Origin of the sequence: Pseudomonas sp. AB6 (assembly GCF_034314105.1) — a bacterium.
In the GTDB taxonomy this organism is placed as follows: domain Bacteria; phylum Pseudomonadota; class Gammaproteobacteria; order Pseudomonadales; family Pseudomonadaceae; genus Aquipseudomonas.
The window spans coordinates 793167-810667 of the sequence record NZ_JAVIWJ010000001.1; the positions used below are offsets into that span (position 1 = coordinate 793167).

Here is a 17501-nt window from a genome sequence, read left to right on the forward strand (position 1 = left end):
ATTTCGTCGCGGGTTAGACCATCGGCTATAAAACTTTGTTATCTGACTGTTTTTAAAGAATTTTATTTATTTTTGTCAGTAGGCGCGTGGACGCTGAATAAACGTGGATGGACACTTTATTTCCACTGCTTCGCTGTACTGGCAACGAAGTGTTCACTTGGAGGGTGTGAGGCGTGGCGCAATGACATCAGGCGGCGGGGTGATTTAGATCCAGGCGGTCGTAGCCTTTGAAGCGGTAGAACAGCAGGGAAAAGATCCACGTTACGGCGAACAGTCCGACGATCAGGTAGCCAAGCAAGCCGAAATTATCGTTCAGTGATGCGATCACGTCCCACGCGCCACCGTCCAGATTCAGGTGCGAGGCCAGCAAGTTCGCCGCTTCCAGTCCGCCCACCAGCAGCGCCACTAATACTGATACGCAGGTGATGGTCAGGTTGTAGTAGAGCTTGCGCGCCGGTTTCACCAGCGCCCAGTGGTAGGCACCCGTCATCATCACGCTGTCGGCAGTATCGACCAGTGCCATGCCCGCAGTGAACAGTGCAGGGAAGACCAGGATCGACCAAATGGGTAAGTCTTGCGAAGCCTGTGCCGCAGAAATACCCAGCAAGCCGATTTCCGTAGCGGTGTCGAAGCCAAGGCCAAACAGAAAGCCCAGTGGGTAAAGGTGCCAGCTACGGCTGATCAGGCCGAACAGCGGTCGCACCAGCCGCGCAATCAGGCCACCACCGGCCAGCAGCGTATTCATTTCCTGTTCGCCGACCCGCTCGCCGCGCCGAACCCGGCGAAACGCGAGGTACACCGAACGCAGAATCACTAGATTGATCACCGCCACCAGCAGCAGAAATAGCGCGGAAACCGAGGTGCCGATCAAACCGCCGATACCGTGCAACGCCTCGATATTGGCCTTGAAGGTCGAGGCGGTCAGGGCGATGACCAAGGTGGCAAGGATCACAATGGTGCTGTGGCCGAGGGAAAAAAACAGGCCCACGGTGGCGGTGGGCTGGCCTTCTTGAATTAACTTGCGTGTGACGTTATCAATGGCGGCGATATGGTCCGCGTCCACGGCGTGACGCAACCCGAAACTGTAAGCGAGAAAGGCCGTACCCAGCAGCAGTGGGAAATCGCGAAAGGCGATGAAGGCCCAGATCCAGACCATAACGTTGACGGCGAACAAACCGGTGAAAATCACCACGACGCTGCGCTTAAAGGTCATCGGCGGTACGGCTTTAGCGATTCCGACGGTGTTGGATAGAGGCATGGGAACTCCGCAAGAAAGGGGGGCGCTCTGAAAATCAGAAAAAGCCTCATACAAACCCTGTGCCAGCCCGGTGCAGCAGCGCATTTAGGGAGGGGGACTTATATGTCTGGAAGCTGGTTTTGCACTGATTACGGCCAAGTGAATACTTACTTTGCAGCAGATGCCTTCTTTAGGAGCCAACTTGTTGCCGAGGGATCACCTCGCTGTGGCAGGTACGCCGCTTCGTTAACACGTTCGCTTCTGCAGATTCAGTTAGGGCCGGGCAGAATCAATGTGAACTCCGCTCCGCCGTCCGGGTGATTGCCGGCAATCAAGCGGCCGCCGCAGCGTTCGATGATGCTGTAACTGATCGACAGCCCCAAACCGGTGCCTTTGCCAACCGGTTTGGTACTGAAGAACGGATCAAACACTTGCGTCAGATGTTCCACCGCAATGCCGCCGCCGTTATCACGCAGTCTTAATGTGACCCAACGGGAGTCCTGCTCGACGCTTATCCACAGCTCCGGCGTTTCGCGCCCGGTGGCTTGGGCGGCGTCGTAAGCGTTTTGCATCAGGTTCATCAGCACCTGCAGCAATTGCCCACTGTTGCCATGCACCGCAGGCTCGCCGCTGGGTTGCCAGTGAACCTGCAGGTCCGGCGCGATGCCACGGGTGATCCAGTGAATGCCCCGCTCGACGACTTCGTTAAGTGCCACCTCGCCCAGCGACTCGCGATCCACCGCAGAAAAGCGCTTCAGCGCGCTCACAATGTCGGCCGTCCGTTGCGCGCCTTCGATGGTGCCCTCGATCAATGACGGCAGGTCAGCCAGCAGTGGATCGATGCGCAGTTGTCGGCGCAAGGTTTCACGAACCTCCAACGGCTCGTTAGCGTTGACCGCCTCTAGATAACGCTCCAGGCGCTCGCGGTAGCCGCCCAGCACATGGACATTGGCGAGCACGAAGCTGATTGGGTTGTTAAGTTCATGGGCGACCCCAGCGACCAAACGCCCCAGCGAGGCCATTTTCTCCGCGTGCAGCAATTGTTGTTGAGTACGCTTGAGAGCCTCGTGGGCTTCATGCAATTGCCGATAGGCGTGCTTCAACTCACCGAGCGGGCGCCCGACCAGCACATGTCCGACACAACGGCCGGTGCCAACGCTGCGTACAGTGCAACTGATGTCCACCGGCAGCGGCGCACCGAGAGCATCTTTGAAGTTCAGTTCCAGGGTAGCGCTGGTATTGGGCCGACGCAGTCCGTCGAGGGTCTTGCGCAGCTGTTCTTCACTGTGGGTGTCGGCCAGCAAAGCGTAAACCGGGCTGCCGAGCAGCGCCTGTTCGTCGCGCCCTACCAATTTGCGCAGGGCATTGTTGGATTCTTCGATACGACCCTCGGGGTCGCAGGCCAACAGCACGTCGGACATGGACGACAGCAGCCCGGCGATGAACTGCTGCGACTGTTCCAGCTCGGCGTTCTTTTCTTCCAGGGCGATTTCGTCTTGCACCAGCTGCGAATAGACCTCGTCCATCTTGCCGATCACTTCGAGCCAAGCGTCCTCGTCGAGGGTGCCGGGCGGAGCTTTGCGCGCCATGGCGTTCTCCCGGTTCAATGCACTGTGCACACCATGCAAGGGTCGAATGAACGAACGATATGTTGCACTGCAACCGGCGTTTTTTCGCCGGGCAACACGATCGCGCCTTCCAGTGCTTGTTCTAACGCACCGGGCCGACCCTGGGCGTCTCGCGGGGAAAAATTCCAGGTGGTCGGGGCGATGATCTGGTAACTGGCAATGCGCCCTTGCTCGACCCGAAGCCAATGGCCCAAAGCACCGCGCGCCGCTTCAGTGAGGCCCACGGCGCTGCCATTGTCCGGCAGTTCGGCGGTGCGGTAGTAGGGTTCACCGGGGCGCAGGTCCTGCAACCATTGCTCCATCAGCGGCACCACGTGGGCCAGTTCCATCAGCCGCGCCAACACCCGGGTGTAAACCGTGGCCCCGCAACGGGCGGCGGCATCGCGCAACAATGGGTGTCCGGAGATCAACTGCCGGGCGAGGGCGCCGGTTTCGAGCACTGCCCCCGCCAGTCGGGGCGCTTTGTTCCAGGTATAAGCGGCAGGCTTTTCTACCAGCGGCTGGGTCTGGCCTTGGGCTGGATGCAGCGGGCCGCCGGCGTCATCCAGCCAGGCATGGGCGGCGTCCTCGCGAATATCCGACAGCTCCAGATCTTCTATCTGCTGCGTAACCCCATTCCAGACACCCTGCGGGAACGCCATCTGCCCGTCAGGTTGCGGATAGGCGCCATAAGACAAATAGCGCCCCGGCCCCGGCCCCGAATGTTCCAGACCACTGTCCAGCGCGATGTCGAGGAACTGGCGCAGGTCGCCTTGGCCCGGCGCTTCAGCCAGCCAGGCCCACAGTTCGTTTTCGCTGCCCAGCCCGATGATGCGCTCCAGAGGGCTGGCGAACAGCTCGGTTTCCAGGAACTGACGGAACTCGCGAACCCGCATCAGCAGGCGCATGCGCTCGGCGGCATCGATGGCGCGGGTCGAGCCGCCGGGGTGGATTGAACCGGTGTGCGGCCACTTGCCGCCCAAGGTGCCGATCAAGTCCAGCAAGCGTTTGCGCGCGGACAATGCCAAGCGTTGCTGGCTGCCGTGGCCCGGCGTGAAGCGCGCCTGAGCGGCGGCGTACCAGCGGCGTTCGGCATACACCGGGCGAACGAAGTCAGGCATGAAAAACAAGTAAAAATGACTCAGATGGTCGGCCAGATTTTCCGTCGCGGCCATCAGGTTGATCGTCGCCAGACCGTTATCCGGCGGTTGCACACCGGCCAGTGACGCCAGCGCACGGGCGGCGGCAATCGACTGCGAGACCGAGCAAATCCCGCAGATGCGCGGCGCGTACACCAGCGCATCAAGAGGTGAATGCTGTAATAGAATCTGCTCAAAGCCCCGAAACATCGTCGCGTTGACCTGCGCCGAACGCACGCGGCCATCCTCCACCTCGAGTTGCACTTCGAGGTCACCTTCGACGCGATTGAACGGACCCACCACCAAACGAGACATAAACGTTCCTAGCGCCGTGGAAGGCGCACGATGGGGGCGATGAGTTGATGGTCGGCCGTGGCGTTCAGCTTGACCCGTTTAGGCGTCGCCGACTTGGACAACGCAGACAGGGCGACAAACCAGGCTTTGGGCATATCAGTTGGCAAGCCGACGGGAATTCCGGCCACTTTGGGCGTTAGGTTGAACGCATGCCCCGGCTCCTCGAAGCCCGGCGCCGTGCAATTGATGCAGGCATAACCGCCCCGGGTGCAGGAACCTTCACCGTTCCACAGGCGCGTGTTGCAATCGGCGTGGGCCTGAGTGCCAACGCAGCCGAGGTTTTCCATCATGCAGCCAATGTCCGACGGCTTCTCGGCACTGGCCTTGTATTCGTAGAACTCGTTACGGGTGCAACCGTGATGAACCAACTGATCAGCGTAAAGCCGCGGCCGCGCGAGGATGTCCAGGTCAGACTCGACGAACAATCCCGCAGCCAAAGCCATGAGCGTGTCGGTGACCCAGCCCGGATGCGTCGGGCACCCGGCAACGTTGATCACCGGCAAACCTCGGCGTGAGCGGAAGTCGGCGCCCAGCAAGCCACCGATTCGGTGCCCATCGTATTGCAAGCCGCAGGCATTGGTGGGGTTGTTGCCGGCAGCGGTGATTCCGCCATATGCAGCGCAGGTGCCGATGCCCAATGTGTATTCGGCGACTTCGGCCAAATCCCGGACCCAGTCGATCATTGCCCGACCGGTGCCGGCCAGCATGTGAAAACGCCCGGTGCCGTTGGGCCCGCGCAGCAGCGAGCCTTCGATGCACAACGCATCCAGACGGGTACGGCCCTGCAAGCAGTCGTTGAGGATGTCGAGCATTTCGTCGCCACTTTCCAGCGACAGCGAGGGATGCCAGAGCAGCTCAATCCCGGCATTGCGCCACATGCCAGCGAAGTCTTGGGTGTCGGCGCACAGCAATGACATCGTGCAGCCACCGCAGCCGCCCGATTGCAGCCAAAGCACGTTGAACGCTTTACCTTCCATTACGACTCCTCCAGCCCGAAGCGGCGCAGCTTCTGGCGCAATCCTACGCGGGACAGACCCAACTCACGTGCCGCGTGGGTCTTGTTCCAACGATGACGCAATAGCGACTCTTTTAGCAGTGTGGCCTCAATGGCGTCGAGTTGCTCTTGCAAGGTGCCGGTCGAACTTGAAGTGGGAAGGCTGGCGGCCAGGGCAAGCCGGGCTTGACCCTGCAGTACCCGCCAAGAGAACGAGCGAGCATTGATTTGCGCGCCGTCGGACAGAGCTGCGGCGCGGTAGATCTCGTTACGCAGTTCGCGAATGTTGCCGGGCCAGGAATAGCCAATCAGGTTGGCCATGGCATCGCTGGCAAAATTCAGCCCCGGCAGGTCGAGCTCCAGACGGGCGTCGTCAAGCAGCTTCTTGGCTATCGGCAAAACATCAGCACTGCGTTCGCGAAGCGGCGGCAGCGCCAGACTGACGCCCGCCAGTCGGTAATAAAGATCGCTGCGAAAGCGCCCGGTGCGAACGTCTTCTTCCAGATCGCGGTGGGTCGCGGCAATCACCCGCACATCAACCCGCACCGTGCTGGATGCGCCGACGGGGCGTAGCTCGCCTTCCTGCAGAACCCGCAGCAACTTGACCTGAAACGCTGGAGAGGTGTCGCCAATTTCATCGAGCAACAGCGTGCCGCCATTGGCGCGTTGGAACAGCCCGATATGATCTTGATGAGCGCCGGTAAAGGCGCCGCGCTTGTGCCCGAAGAGCTCGGACTCCAGCAGGGTATCGGGCAACGCCGCACAGTTTTCCATGACAAACGCGTTGGCGGCGCGGGGGCTGGCATAGTGGATGCCGCGAGCCAGCAACTCTTTGCCAGTGCCTGACTCGCCCAGCAGCAGCACCGACAGGTCATAGCGGGCAACACGCGCCGCCATTTCACAAATCGCGTCCAGCGGGCCGCCAGCGGCGCGCACAATCCGTGAAAAATCGAAGGCCTCGCGAACCCGAGTAAGGGCTTCCTGGCTACGCCGCCGCAGTACTGGCGTACCGGCGCGCAGCTCAAGATCAAGTCGCTGCATGTGGTTTTGCAGCGACTGGCTTTCAACCGCGCTACGTACTGTGCTCAGCAAGTGGTCTGGCAACCAGGGCTTCAGCAGGTACTGATAAATTCCGGCGTGGTTGATGCCGTTGATGATGTCTTCTGAATCGGTGTAGCCGGAGAGGACAATCCGCACCGCTTGCGGCCAGCGCTCTCGGGCTTCCTTGAGGAACTCAATGCCACTCATGCCCGGCATGCGCTGATCACAAAGAATCACCGACACCGAATGCTGTTCGAGCAGCTTGCGCGCTTCAAGCGCCGAGTCCGCCAGAAGTACTTCAAACTCTGGGTTCAACACCCGCGACAACGATTCTCGCGAGCGCAATTCATCGTCCACCACAAGAATTGTCGGCAGGTCGGATGGCGTGTCAGAGGCCGAAGTCATGGGCGGACAAAGAAGAGAATAAGAAGGTTCACGACGATGCCGCGCTGTTGCGAATGAGGGGCGATAGTAGCATGGCCGTTGCCGACGACCGGGCTGCGCCCGAAAAGAACTTCAGGTATGCAAACCAAAAAAATGGTGCGGCAGACAGTTGCTCCTACAGAAATCTGCGAATCGCCAGAATCCGTGGGACCGAGTTCATTCGGGAAGAGGCCATGTCAGGCGTAAACGATGTCAATCTTTAAATCCACCCCCGAATACATTCGGTCCCACCGGGATTGGTTGTTCCTCGGTAGGAGCGAACGTGTTCGCGAGGCGGGGTAACTGATACAACCAGATGGATTTTTCGCCAGTTCAAGTTGGCCCCCACAGGTGTATGTCTACGCAACACTCGGTCCCAAATGTCGACCAACCCCTCAGCCGTCGACCTCATTTCGCCCCCTAAACGGCCAATCCACCACCGCCCCGCTAAACAACGCTACCCACACCAACACCGGCTGGAACGCCAACCTAGGGCCGTGATACCACCATCCCAGTACCATTTCGTTAATCGGCAGATGGTCAATCGCGTGTTTGATGTTCGCCGGAAACACACACACCGCGTATAGCGCCAGCATGACTCCGGCAAGTTTTCGAAAGCGTTGGGTCAATAACGCAACAGCCCCGATCAGTTCACACAAACCCGTGAAAATCACCGTGGCATGCGGGTAGGGCACCCAGTCGGGCACGATGCCGACGAAGCCGTCGGTGGCGTACAGGTGAAAGATGCCAGCGGTGAAGTAAAACACCGCGACCACCCCGCGCAGGATGCTACGAGTGCGCTCGCGTTTGCTGAGATCGGTCACGGCAGGTCCTTGTTCAAATGATCAGAAGATGTAATCGGTGGTCAGGAAGCTCGACTCGTGATTATGAATAATCTCGCTGAGCAGAGTCTTGTTCCCATCCTGAAACTTGGTCGCGACTAACGTTCGAATTGAAAACACCCGCAATGCGTCATGGACCGATAACGTTCCTTCAGCAGAGTTTTTCCGGCCGTTAAACGGGAAGGTATCTGGCCCACGTTGACATTGGGTATTGATGTTGATGCGTCCAACCTGGTTGGCGAAGGTATCTACCAGCCGCCCGATTTCAGCAGAGTCGTTGCCAAAGAGACTCAGTTGCTGGCCGAAATCCGACTCAAGTACGTAGTCGATCACGGTGTCCAGATCGCGGTAGGGAACGATGGGCACGACCGGGCCGAATTGCTCTTCGGCATAGATGCGCATCTCGGTGGTGACCGGGTACAGCACCGCTGGATAGAAGAATGAACTACGAATTTCTCCGCCCTTGGCGTTGACCACTTTCGCGCCTTTGCTGACGGCATCAGCCACCACTGAACTCAAGTAATCGGTTTTGCCTTTTTCTGGCAGCGGCGTCAGCGACACGCCGGGCTCCCAGGGCATACCGGGTTTGAGGGCCTCGAGTTTGCGGTTGAATTTCTCGATGAAGCTGTCCACCACCTCTTCGTGAACGAACAGAATCTTCAGCGCGGTGCAGCGTTGGCCGTTGAACGATAACGAGCCGGTCAGGCATTCACTGACGGCGTTGTCCAAATCAACGCTTGGCAGCACGATGCCGGGGTTCTTCGCGTCCAGGCCCAACGCCGCACGCAAACGGTGGGGTTTGGGGTGCAATTTTTTCAGGGCACTGGCGGCTTTGTTGGTGCCGATGAAGGCGAATATATCGACCTTGCCGCTGGCCATCAGCGCGCTGACGGTTTCCCGACCGCTGCCGTAGATCACGTTGATGACTCCCGCCGGGAAGCTGTCGCGGAAGGCTTCGAGCAGCGGACGAATCAGCAGCACGCCCAGTTTGGCCGGTTTGAACACCACGGTATTGCCCATGATCAGCGCCGGAATCAGCGTGGTGAAGGTTTCGTTCAATGGATAGTTATAGGGGCCCATGCACAGGGCGACGCCCATGGGCACGCGACGGATCTGGCCGAGGGTGTCTTGTTCCAGCTCGAAACGGCTGGAGCGACGGTCCAGTTCTTTGAGCGCATTGATGGTTTCGACGATGTAATCGCAAGTGCGGTCGAACTCTTTTTCGGAGTCTTTAAGGGTTTTGCCTATTTCCCACATCAGCAGTTTGACCACTGCCGAGCGCTGTTCGCGCATGCGCAGCAAAAACGCTTCCACGTGTTGGATGCGTTCGGCAACGCGCATCGTCGGCCAGCGTCCCTGGCCTCGATCGTAGGCGTGAACGGCGGCGTCCAGCGCGCTCAAGGCGGTGGCGGCATCCAGTAACGGCGTACTGCCGAGGATGACTTGTTCGTCACCGTGATCGGTCGTCAGGTGCACCGGGCTATGAACACGGGCCAGTGGCCCCGGCCAGATTTCCAATACACCGTTGACCAAATACTCGCGCTGTTCGATTTCACCGTCGAGACGATAAATTTCCGGGATGTCGGCAGCGGTGGGAAACAGGTTGTCGAGAACGCTCGCGGTGATCATGGCTTAACCCCTAAATTGAAAACGTAACTTAAAAAATCAGTTCAATTGCGATTCACTTTCCAACGCAGCGACCTTTCTGTCCAGCACTGCCTGGCGGCGGCTGAATCAAACGTTGCCGTTTAGGACTTGCGAAACGCGGTGCATTTTGTGATTATCCGCACCCTGTATAGGTAGGGGGGGTAGGGTATGTCCCACATAGTGTCCAACAAAAACGAACTGCTGAAACGGGTGAAACGCATTGCCGGGCAGATCAACGCCGTGGAGCGCGCTCTGGAGTCCGACCAAGACTGCGCGAAGACCCTGCACTTGGTGGCGGCAACACGGGGTGCGATCAACGGCTTAATGGATGAACTCATTGAAGCCCACGCCCGTGAGCACGTGGCGAATCCAGAGTTGAGCGACGAAGAGCGCGCCATAGGCGTTGAAGAATTACTTGAAGCCATACGCCGGTATTCAAAATAGAAGGTCTACACGATGATGAGTTCACAGCTGAATCACACCCACGACCATGTTTTTTTGGGTGCGGCGCACGATGAAAATGCCCAGCGCACCCTATGGGTGGTAGCACTAACCGTGGTGATGATGGTCGGTGAAATTACGGCAGGTTATCTGACCGGTTCAATGGCTTTGCTCGCTGATGGTTTTCATATGGCAACGCACGCCGGGGCTTTGGGCATTGCAGCGGCGGCGTATAGCTACGCCAAGCGCAATGCAGCCAGTGCCCGATACAGTTTCGGCACCGGAAAAGTGGGTGATTTGGGCGGGTTTGCGTCGGCGCTGATACTGGGCCTGGTGTCCATAGGGATTGGTTTTGAGTCAGTGCTGCGGTTGTTTGAACCGACCCAAGTGCAATTTGGCACCGCGACGTTGATCGCAATCGTTGGTCTTGCCGTGAACATCGTCAGTGCGCTGTTGCTGTCCGGTAGCCATGGTCACCACCACCATGAGCACGGGCATGATCATGGTCATGACGCTCACGGCCACGGGGCCCACAGCCAAGACAACAACCTGCGCTCGGCCTATGTCCATGTGTTGGCGGATGCACTGACCTCCATTCTTGCCATCGCGGCCTTGCTCGCCGGTCGATATTTGGGTTGGGTCTGGCTGGATCCGGCGATGGGCGTGGTCGGCGCGTTGGTGATTGCGCGCTGGGCCTGGACGCTGATGCGTGACACCGCAGGGGTATTGCTCGACAAGACCGATGACCCTGTCGCGCAAGAAATTCGCGAGATTCTTAGCGAGACCGACGACGCGACGATTACCGATCTCCACGTATGGCGTGTCGGCCCTGAAGCACGGGCGGCGATTGTCAGCGTCCTGGGCAGTCCGGCGATCAACGCCGACATCATTCGCCAGCGATTGGCGCCGGTACACGAAGTGACGCACCTGACGGTGGAATACCGCACAGCCTAATGTCGGTCCCACCCTCAAATCGTCCATTGCCCGGAAACCTTGGCCAGCCGTTGGCGCATGTCGTCGATGTTGGCCGCCAATTGCAGCGACAATAAACGGTAGCCGTCCAGTGCCGAGTAAACCGGTGTGCTGGTCATGGGGTCTTTTTCCACTCCACTGACCGGCCGCTCAAGCCGCTCTGCGTTGCCGGTTTGCAGGGCGCGAGCCATGCCGACTAATTGCATGCGAATTTGTCGGTTTTCGGCTTGCAATGACACTTGTAGCGAGGCTATTGCCCGTCCGTCGTCGGTGGAAGGGCGGGTGCTGGCAAGGATTTCCAGAGTGCTGATGCACATCCGCAGATTGCGCTGGATCGCATCCAGTTGGCTCACCGAGATCTTCACTTCCTTGGACACCGAAGGCATTAGCGACCGCAATTGCACCATGGCGCCGTTCAAGCGGTTCATTAGCTTCAAATACTCATCGTTGGTGACCGATTGGCCACTGATGATCCGGGTATGCATCGCCGCGCAATCGCGTAGAGCACTGGCCAAGTTGTAGCGCCAGGAGAACACCGCATACAGTGGCAAGGCGAAGGAAAACGCCAGAGCCAGGACGATGCCGATCAGGATATCCACAGTGCGCCAAAGCCCATCGGCCACCGGATTGTCGCCATGCCCGGCGACGATAAAAACGGTGATTGCCGACAGCAATGCCGTGTAACCACCTTTGCCAATGGCGTGGTAGGCAAAAAAGCCGCACACCACCGAAATGCCGACGTAGGTGAGGGTCGGGCTGCCAAAAAAGGCGAACTGGGCAATAAACAGCAGGCCCACCGCTGCACCGATCAGCGTGCCGTACGCGCGTTCGGCGGCTTTTTTGCCGATGTTGCCGTGGTGTTGCAGGCCGCCAATCACCACCAACATGGTGATCGAGGCCCATTCGCCATGGGGCAGGTTGATACCGGTGGTCAGCAAGATCGACGCGAGTAAGCCCAGTGACACGCGCACCGAGTGAATCAGCCGCGCGTGACGGTAACGTCGATAGGGGTCCAGCAGCGGCCGCAGCATTTTGCGTAGCAGCCCAGGTAATCGCGAAGAACGGGCGTATTTCATCGGTTCAATCAGACCTTATTCTAGGGTGCACGGGGTTGCATCAGAGGCCGAGACTCATGCCATTGGCGGGCAGCGGTAGCGCGGTTTTATAGCGCACCTGCTTCAGCGCAAAACTGGAGCGAATATTAGCCACGCCGGGTACTTTGGTCAGGAAGTCGAGCAGAAATCGCTCCAGCGATTGAATGGTCGGGACCAGCACCCGCAACATGTAATCTGGATCGCCGGCCATCAAATAACACTCCATCACCTCTGGCCGATCAGCGATGGCGTCCTCGAACACATGCAACGCTTCCTCGATTTGTTTTTCCAGGCTGACGTGGATAAACACATTCACATGCAGGCCCAATAACTCTGGGTCTAGGAGGGTGACTTGTTGACGGATAAGCCCCAGTTCTTCCATCGCCTTGACCCGGTTAAAACACGGAGTAGGGGATAGATTGACGGAGCGGGCGAGGTCAGCGTTGGTGACGCGGGCGTTCTCCTGAAGACTGTTGAGAATCCCTATATCGGTCCGATCCAGCTTTCTCATGAGAGAAATGCGCCTGTTTGTTATGGTTATTCAGAATAATTGTCCTTAAATGGGCTTTCGCGCAACCAACATGAGAAAAATATTCTCGACGCTCAGGAATATGATTTGTGTAGGACAAGACCTGCGACGGTTTGTCCACCACATTGACACCGCTCCAACGCCCAACCTAACGCCCAATAAAAATACATGACAAGACCGAGCGTAGAGAATAGCCATGAACGAATATGAACCCCTGCGTCTGCACGTTCCTGAACCTTCCGGCCGTCCAGGCTGTAAAACCGATTTTTCCTACCTGCGGCTGACCGGCGCCGGTCTGGTGCGCAAGCCGCCGATTGACGTCGAGCCAGCAGACACCGCCGACCTCGCCAAAGGTTTGATCCGCGTTCTTGACGATCAAGGCCAAGCCTTGGGGCCTTGGGCCGAAGGCGTTCCAGTAGAAATTTTGCGCAAAGGCATGCGCGCCATGCTCAAGACGCGAATTTTTGACAACCGCATGGTGGTCGCTCAGCGTCAGAAAAAAATGTCGTTCTACATGCAGAGTCTCGGCGAAGAGGCGATTGGCAGTGCGCAAGCCTTGGCCCTTAACGTGACCGACATGTGCTTCCCGACCTACCGTCAACAAAGCATCTTGATGGCCCGTGAAGTGCCGTTGGTGGACCTGATTTGCCAACTGCTGTCCAACGAACGCGACCCGCTTAAAGGCCGTCAGTTGCCGATCATGTACTCAGTGCGCGACCACGGTTTCTTCACCATCTCCGGCAACCTCGCGACGCAATTCGTGCAAGCGGTGGGCTGGGGCATGGCTTCGGCGATCAAAGGCGACACCAAAATCGCCTCGGGCTGGATCGGTGATGGTGCCACCGCTGAGTCCGATTTCCACACCGCCCTCACGTTTGCTCACGTCTACCGCGCGCCGGTAATTCTCAATGTGGTCAACAACCAATGGGCCATTTCCACTTTCCAAGCGATTGCGGGTGGCGAAGCGACGACCTTTGCCGGTCGTGGCGTGGGCTGTGGGATTGCGTCGTTGCGTGTCGACGGCAATGATTTTGTCGCGGTGTACGCCGCCTCGGCCTGGGCCGCAGAACGTGCACGACGCAATTTGGGGCCAACATTGATCGAGTGGGTCACTTACCGCGCCGGTCCACACTCGACCTCCGATGATCCGTCCAAATACCGCCCGGCTGATGACTGGAGCCACTTCCCGTTAGGCGATCCGATTCAACGCTTGAAGCAGCATTTGATTCACATCGGCCAATGGTCAGAGGAAGAACACGCCGCCACCAGTGCCGAACTCGAAGCCGAGATTATCGCCGCGCAAAAAGAAGCCGAGCGCTACGGCACAATGGCTGGCGGGCAAACGCCTAGCGCCGCGACGATGTTCGACGACGTCTATAAAGAGATGCCCGAGCACCTGCGTCGGCAACGTCAGGAACTGGGGATTTGACATGAACGATTTCAACAACGACATCCAGTTGGACACTGCCATGACCACCACCAACATGACCATGATTCAGGCGCTGCGCTCGGCCATGGACGTGATGCTTGAGCGCGATAATGACGTGGTGGTTTTCGGTCAGGACGTGGGCTATTTCGGCGGCGTGTTCCGTTGCACCGAAGGGCTGCAAAGCAAATACGGCACCTCGCGGGTGTTTGATGCGCCGATCTCCGAAAGCGGGATTGTTGGCGTTGCCGTGGGCATGGGCGCCTATGGCCTGCGGCCGGTGGTCGAAATCCAGTTCGCCGATTATGTCTACCCCGCGTCAGATCAGATCATTTCTGAAGCCGCCCGCTTGCGTTATCGCTCGGCCGGCGAGTTCACCGCTCCGATGACCCTGCGCATGCCCTGCGGCGGCGGCATCTACGGCGGCCAGACCCACAGCCAAAGCATCGAAGCGATGTTCACCCAAGTCTGCGGTTTACGCACCGTCATGCCGTCGAACCCGTATGACGCCAAAGGGCTGCTGATCGCCTCCATCGAATGCGATGACCCGGTGATTTTCCTTGAGCCCAAGCGCTTGTACAACGGTCCGTTCGACGGCCATCACGATCGTCCGGTAACGCCGTGGTCGAAACACCCGTCCAGCGCCGTGCCGGATGGTTATTACAAAGTGCCGCTGGATGTGGCAGCGATTGTCCGTCCCGGCAGCGACGTAACGGTGCTGACTTACGGCACCACGGTGTACGTGTCACAAGTTGCCGCCGAAGAAACCGGGGTCGATGCGGAAGTCATCGACTTGCGCAGCTTGTGGCCGCTGGACTTGGAGACCATCGTCAACTCAGTGAAGAAAACCCGCCGTTGCGTGGTCGTCCATGAGGCCACCCGCACTTGCGGTTTCGGTGCTGAGTTAGTGGCGCTGGTTCAAGAGCACTGCTTCCACTACCTTGAATCACCCATCGAGCGCGTCACCGGCTGGGATACCCCGTACCCGCATGCGCAAGAATGGGCGTACTTCCCAGGGCCGTCCCGAGTGGGCGCGGCGTTGAAACGGGTTATGGAGGTCTGAATGGGCACGCATGTTATTAAAATGCCGGACATTGGCGAAGGCATCGCGCAAGTGGAATTGGTGGAATGGTTCGTCAAAGTCGGCGACCGGGTGGTCGAAGATCAGGTGGTGGCCGATGTGATGACTGACAAGGCCACGGTGGACATCCCGTCTCCGGTATCAGGCATCGTTATGGCCTTGGGCGGACAGCCCGGTGAGGTCATGGCGGTCGGCAGCGAGCTGATTCGGATCGAAGTGGAGGGCGAGGGCAACCATAAGGAATCGGCAGTTGTTGCCAGGCCTGAGCCTGTTCCGGCCGCCTCGTCTGTTGTTCAGGCAAACGTAGAGGCGGTTGCCAAACTTTCACCTGCTGACGTTAAACCCTCGCCACACGCCCATGTTTCCCGCGAAACCGCCGAGCGCCCATTGGCCTCTCCGGCCGTGCGCAAACGCGCGCTGGACTTGGGTATTGCCTTGCGTCTGGTGCAGGGTCGCGGCCCGGCCGGGCACATCCGCCACGAAGACCTCGACGCCTACATCGAACAGCGCGACACGCCCACCCCGGCCACGACCGCTGCTTACGCTCAGCGCAACGACGAGCAGCAAATTCCGGTCATAGGTCTGCGCCGTAAGATCGCCCAGCGCATGCAAGACGCAACCCGCCGGGCCGCGCATTTCAGTTATGTCGAAGAAGTCGACGTCACTGCGCTGGAGGAACTGCGGGTTCACCTCAATCACAAGTGGGGCGCCAGTCGCGGCAAGTTAACGCTGTTGCCGTTTCTGGTCCGGGCGATGGTCGTGGCATTGCGTGACTTCCCGCAGATCAATGCGCGTTACGACGACGAAGCGCAGGTCATCACCCGTCACGGCGCGGTGCATGTTGGTGTCGCCACTCAAAGCGATAACGGCTTGATGGTGCCGGTGGTGCGCCACGCGGAAACCCGCAGCCTGTGGGCCAATGCCGGGGAAATCTCACGCTTGGCCAACGCTGCCCGCACGGGTAAAGCCAGCCGCGATGAAATGTCCGGTTCCACCATCACCTTGACCAGCCTTGGCCCCTTGGGCGGCATCGTCAGCACCCCGGTGTTGAACCTGCCGGAAGTGGCTATCGTGGGCGTCAATCGCATCGTCGAACGGCCGATGGTAATCAACGGCCAAATCGTAATTCGGAAAATGATGAACCTCTCCAGCTCCTTTGATCATCGGGTGGTCGATGGCATGGACGCGGCGCAATTCATCCAGGCCATTCGCGGCTTGCTCGAACAACCCGCCACGCTATTTTTGGAGTAATCATGGCGCAGACTTTGAATACCACGCTGTTGATTATCGGTGGCGGCCCTGGCGGTTATGTGGCGGCGATCCGCGCCGGTCAGTTGGGCATTCCAACGATTCTGGTGGAGGGCCAGGCATTGGGCGGCACCTGTTTGAACGTCGGGTGTATCCCCTCTAAAGCGTTGATCCATGTCGCGGAGCAGTTTCATCAAACCCGTTCGTTTACCACGCCTTCTGCGCTGGGGATTAGCGTGCCCTCGGCCACGTTGGACATCGGTCAAAGCGTGAACTGGAAAAACGGTATTGTTGATCGCCTCACCACCGGCGTCGCGGCGCTACTGAAGAAAAATAAGGTGCAGGTGATCCATGGTTGGGCTCGGGTCGTTGATGGCAAAACTGTCGAAGTAGGCGAGCAGCGCATCCAGTGCGAGCATTTGTTGCTGGCCACTGGATCGACTTCGGTCAACCTGCCAATGCTGCCCCTTGGTGGGCCGGTCATATCGTCCACCGAAGCGTTGACGCCCGAAGCGATTCCCAAGCACTTGATCGTGGTTGGCGCGGGTTATATCGGCTTGGAGTTGGGCATTGCTTACCGCAAGTTGGGCGCCGAGGTCAGCGTGGTCGAGGCCCGTGACCGGATCTTGCCCGCGTATGACCAGGAACTCACTCAACCGATTGCCGAGACCTTGAAACACCTGGGCGTGAAGCTGTACCTGCAACACAGCGTCCAAGGCTTTGACCCTGAAAACCTGACACTGCAAGTGCGCGATCCCGAAGGCCAAGCGTTAACGTTGAGCGCTGACCAAGTGCTAGTGGCGGTGGGGCGTAAACCCAACAGCCAAGGCTGGAACCTTGAAGCGCTGGGGCTGGACATGAACGGCGCGGCGGTGAAGATCGACGACCGTTGCCAGACCAGCATGCGCAACGTTTGGGCCATTGGTGACCTGGCAGGCGAGCCAATGCTGGCCCACCGCGCCATGGCCCAAGGCGAAATGGTAGCCGAACTGATCGCAGGCAACGCCCGAGAATTCAACCCGGTAGCGATTGCGGCCGTGTGTTTTACCGACCCGGAATTAGTGGTGGTCGGTAAAACCCCGGAGCAAGCAATCGCGCTAGGGCTGGAGTGTTTAGTCGCGAGCTTCCCGTTTGCGGCCAACGGCCGGGCAATGACGTTGGAGTCGAAAAGCGGCTTCGTGCGCGTGGTGGCGCGGCGCGACAATCATTTGATTGTGGGTTGGCAAGCGGTTGGCATCGGCGTCTCGGAGTTGTCCACCGCGTTTGCTCAATCCCTGGAAATGGGCGCAAGACTGGAAGACATCGCCGGCACCATTCACGCCCACCCGACCTTGGGCGAGGCCGTGCATGAAGCCGCGTTGCGCGCGCTGGGGCATGCGTTGCATCTTTGAATGAGCACCAACCGATCTGTAGGAGCCAACGTGTT

At 58.9% G+C, this 17501-nt stretch carries 15 protein-coding genes; 6 read left to right on the plus strand and 9 right to left on the minus strand.

Features of this window, described 5'->3' with window-relative positions; translation table 11 throughout:
• Window positions 1-187 precede the first annotated feature (187 nt).
• The 7 genes from RGW60_RS03700 to RGW60_RS03730 form a co-directional block, all read right to left on the minus strand.
• Entirely contained in the window at window positions 188-1258 is a 1071-nt protein-coding gene (locus RGW60_RS03700; RefSeq protein WP_322202249.1) for a HoxN/HupN/NixA family nickel/cobalt transporter, read from the minus strand.
• Between the two features lie 248 nt (window positions 1259-1506).
• Window positions 1507-2826, minus strand: coding sequence for a sensor histidine kinase (locus RGW60_RS03705; RefSeq protein WP_322202251.1), 1320 nt, complete (start codon window positions 2824-2826; stop codon window positions 1507-1509).
• Between the two features lie 14 nt (window positions 2827-2840).
• Window positions 2841-4298: a nickel-dependent hydrogenase large subunit gene (locus RGW60_RS03710; protein WP_322202253.1), complete on the minus strand. Its 1458-nt coding sequence runs from the start codon at window positions 4296-4298 to the stop codon at window positions 2841-2843.
• Window positions 4299-4306: 8 nt separating this feature from the next.
• The gene (locus RGW60_RS03715) at window positions 4307-5314 is read right to left on the minus strand and encodes a HupU protein (protein WP_322202255.1); all 1008 of its coding nucleotides are present in this window, start codon (window positions 5312-5314) and stop codon (window positions 4307-4309) included.
• Window positions 5314-6777, minus strand: coding sequence for a sigma-54 dependent transcriptional regulator (locus RGW60_RS03720; RefSeq protein ID WP_322202257.1), 1464 nt, complete (start codon window positions 6775-6777; stop codon window positions 5314-5316). The genes RGW60_RS03715 and RGW60_RS03720 overlap by 1 nt, the downstream gene beginning before the upstream one ends.
• A gap of 413 nt (window positions 6778-7190) precedes the next feature.
• Window positions 7191-7619, minus strand: coding sequence for a DoxX family protein (locus RGW60_RS03725; protein ID WP_322202259.1), 429 nt, complete (start codon window positions 7617-7619; stop codon window positions 7191-7193).
• 21 nt (window positions 7620-7640) lie between these two features.
• A complete protein-coding gene (locus tag RGW60_RS03730) occupies window positions 7641-9263 on the minus strand; it encodes an NADP-dependent glyceraldehyde-3-phosphate dehydrogenase (RefSeq protein WP_322206835.1) in 1623 nt (540 codons plus the stop codon).
• A gap of 189 nt (window positions 9264-9452) precedes the next feature.
• Between RGW60_RS03730 and RGW60_RS03735 the strand changes: the two genes are divergently transcribed.
• Both RGW60_RS03735 and dmeF read left to right on the plus strand, forming a co-directional pair.
• A complete protein-coding gene (locus RGW60_RS03735) occupies window positions 9453-9728 on the plus strand; it encodes a metal/formaldehyde-sensitive transcriptional repressor (protein ID WP_322202262.1) in 276 nt (91 codons plus the stop codon).
• A gap of 12 nt (window positions 9729-9740) precedes the next feature.
• Window positions 9741-10679, plus strand: coding sequence for a CDF family Co(II)/Ni(II) efflux transporter DmeF (gene dmeF / locus RGW60_RS03740; RefSeq protein ID WP_322202264.1), 939 nt, complete (start codon window positions 9741-9743; stop codon window positions 10677-10679).
• A 14-nt stretch (window positions 10680-10693) separates the two neighbouring features.
• On the opposite strand, the gene RGW60_RS03745 is transcribed toward dmeF, so the two are convergent.
• Together RGW60_RS03745 and bkdR are read right to left on the minus strand one after the other, a co-directional pair.
• Complete coding sequence (locus RGW60_RS03745) at window positions 10694-11773, minus strand: FUSC family protein (RefSeq protein ID WP_322202266.1); 1080 nt, start codon at window positions 11771-11773, stop codon at window positions 10694-10696.
• A gap of 40 nt (window positions 11774-11813) precedes the next feature.
• The gene (gene bkdR, locus RGW60_RS03750) at window positions 11814-12302 is read right to left on the minus strand and encodes a Bkd operon transcriptional regulator BkdR (RefSeq protein ID WP_322202268.1); all 489 of its coding nucleotides are present in this window, start codon (window positions 12300-12302) and stop codon (window positions 11814-11816) included.
• Between the two features lie 214 nt (window positions 12303-12516).
• Here bkdR and RGW60_RS03755 point away from each other — a divergent pair, with 214 nt between their 5' ends.
• The 4 genes from RGW60_RS03755 to lpdA are packed head-to-tail and all read left to right on the plus strand — an operon-like array spanning window position 12517 to window position 17466.
• A complete protein-coding gene (locus RGW60_RS03755; RefSeq protein WP_322202270.1) occupies window positions 12517-13749 on the plus strand; it encodes a 3-methyl-2-oxobutanoate dehydrogenase (2-methylpropanoyl-transferring) subunit alpha in 1233 nt (410 codons plus the stop codon).
• Between the two features lies 1 nt (window position 13750).
• Window positions 13751-14809, plus strand: coding sequence for an alpha-ketoacid dehydrogenase subunit beta (locus RGW60_RS03760; RefSeq protein ID WP_322165133.1), 1059 nt, complete (start codon window positions 13751-13753; stop codon window positions 14807-14809).
• Complete coding sequence (locus tag RGW60_RS03765; RefSeq protein ID WP_322202272.1) at window positions 14810-16078, plus strand: dihydrolipoamide acetyltransferase family protein; 1269 nt, start codon at window positions 14810-14812, stop codon at window positions 16076-16078. It abuts the gene before it with no gap.
• 2 nt (window positions 16079-16080) lie between these two features.
• Window positions 16081-17466, plus strand: coding sequence for a dihydrolipoyl dehydrogenase (gene lpdA, locus RGW60_RS03770; protein WP_322202274.1), 1386 nt, complete (start codon window positions 16081-16083; stop codon window positions 17464-17466).
• Window positions 17467-17501 lie beyond the last annotated feature (35 nt).

Excerpts from the sequence above, each read along its gene's own strand:
- RGW60_RS03700 (WP_322202249.1), bottom strand. The coding sequence starts at position 1,258 with ATGCCTCTATCCAACACCGTCGGAATCGCTAAAGCCGTACCGCCGATG.
- RGW60_RS03705 (WP_322202251.1), bottom strand. The coding sequence starts at position 2,826 with ATGGCGCGCAAAGCTCCGCCCGGCACCCTCGACGAGGACGCTTGGCTC.
- RGW60_RS03710 (WP_322202253.1), bottom strand. The coding sequence starts at position 4,298 with ATGTCTCGTTTGGTGGTGGGTCCGTTCAATCGCGTCGAAGGTGACCTC.
- RGW60_RS03715 (WP_322202255.1), bottom strand. The coding sequence starts at position 5,314 with ATGGAAGGTAAAGCGTTCAACGTGCTTTGGCTGCAATCGGGCGGCTGC.
- RGW60_RS03720 (WP_322202257.1), bottom strand. The coding sequence starts at position 6,777 with ATGACTTCGGCCTCTGACACGCCATCCGACCTGCCGACAATTCTTGTG.
- RGW60_RS03735 (WP_322202262.1), top strand. The coding sequence starts at position 9,453 with ATGTCCCACATAGTGTCCAACAAAAACGAACTGCTGAAACGGGTGAAA.
- dmeF (WP_322202264.1), top strand. The coding sequence starts at position 9,741 with ATGATGAGTTCACAGCTGAATCACACCCACGACCATGTTTTTTTGGGT.
- RGW60_RS03745 (WP_322202266.1), bottom strand. The coding sequence starts at position 11,773 with ATGAAATACGCCCGTTCTTCGCGATTACCTGGGCTGCTACGCAAAATG.
- bkdR (WP_322202268.1), bottom strand. The coding sequence starts at position 12,302 with ATGAGAAAGCTGGATCGGACCGATATAGGGATTCTCAACAGTCTTCAG.
- RGW60_RS03755 (WP_322202270.1), top strand. The coding sequence starts at position 12,517 with ATGAACGAATATGAACCCCTGCGTCTGCACGTTCCTGAACCTTCCGGC.
- RGW60_RS03760 (WP_322165133.1), top strand. The coding sequence starts at position 13,751 with ATGAACGATTTCAACAACGACATCCAGTTGGACACTGCCATGACCACC.
- RGW60_RS03765 (WP_322202272.1), top strand. The coding sequence starts at position 14,810 with ATGGGCACGCATGTTATTAAAATGCCGGACATTGGCGAAGGCATCGCG.
- lpdA (WP_322202274.1), top strand. The coding sequence starts at position 16,081 with ATGGCGCAGACTTTGAATACCACGCTGTTGATTATCGGTGGCGGCCCT.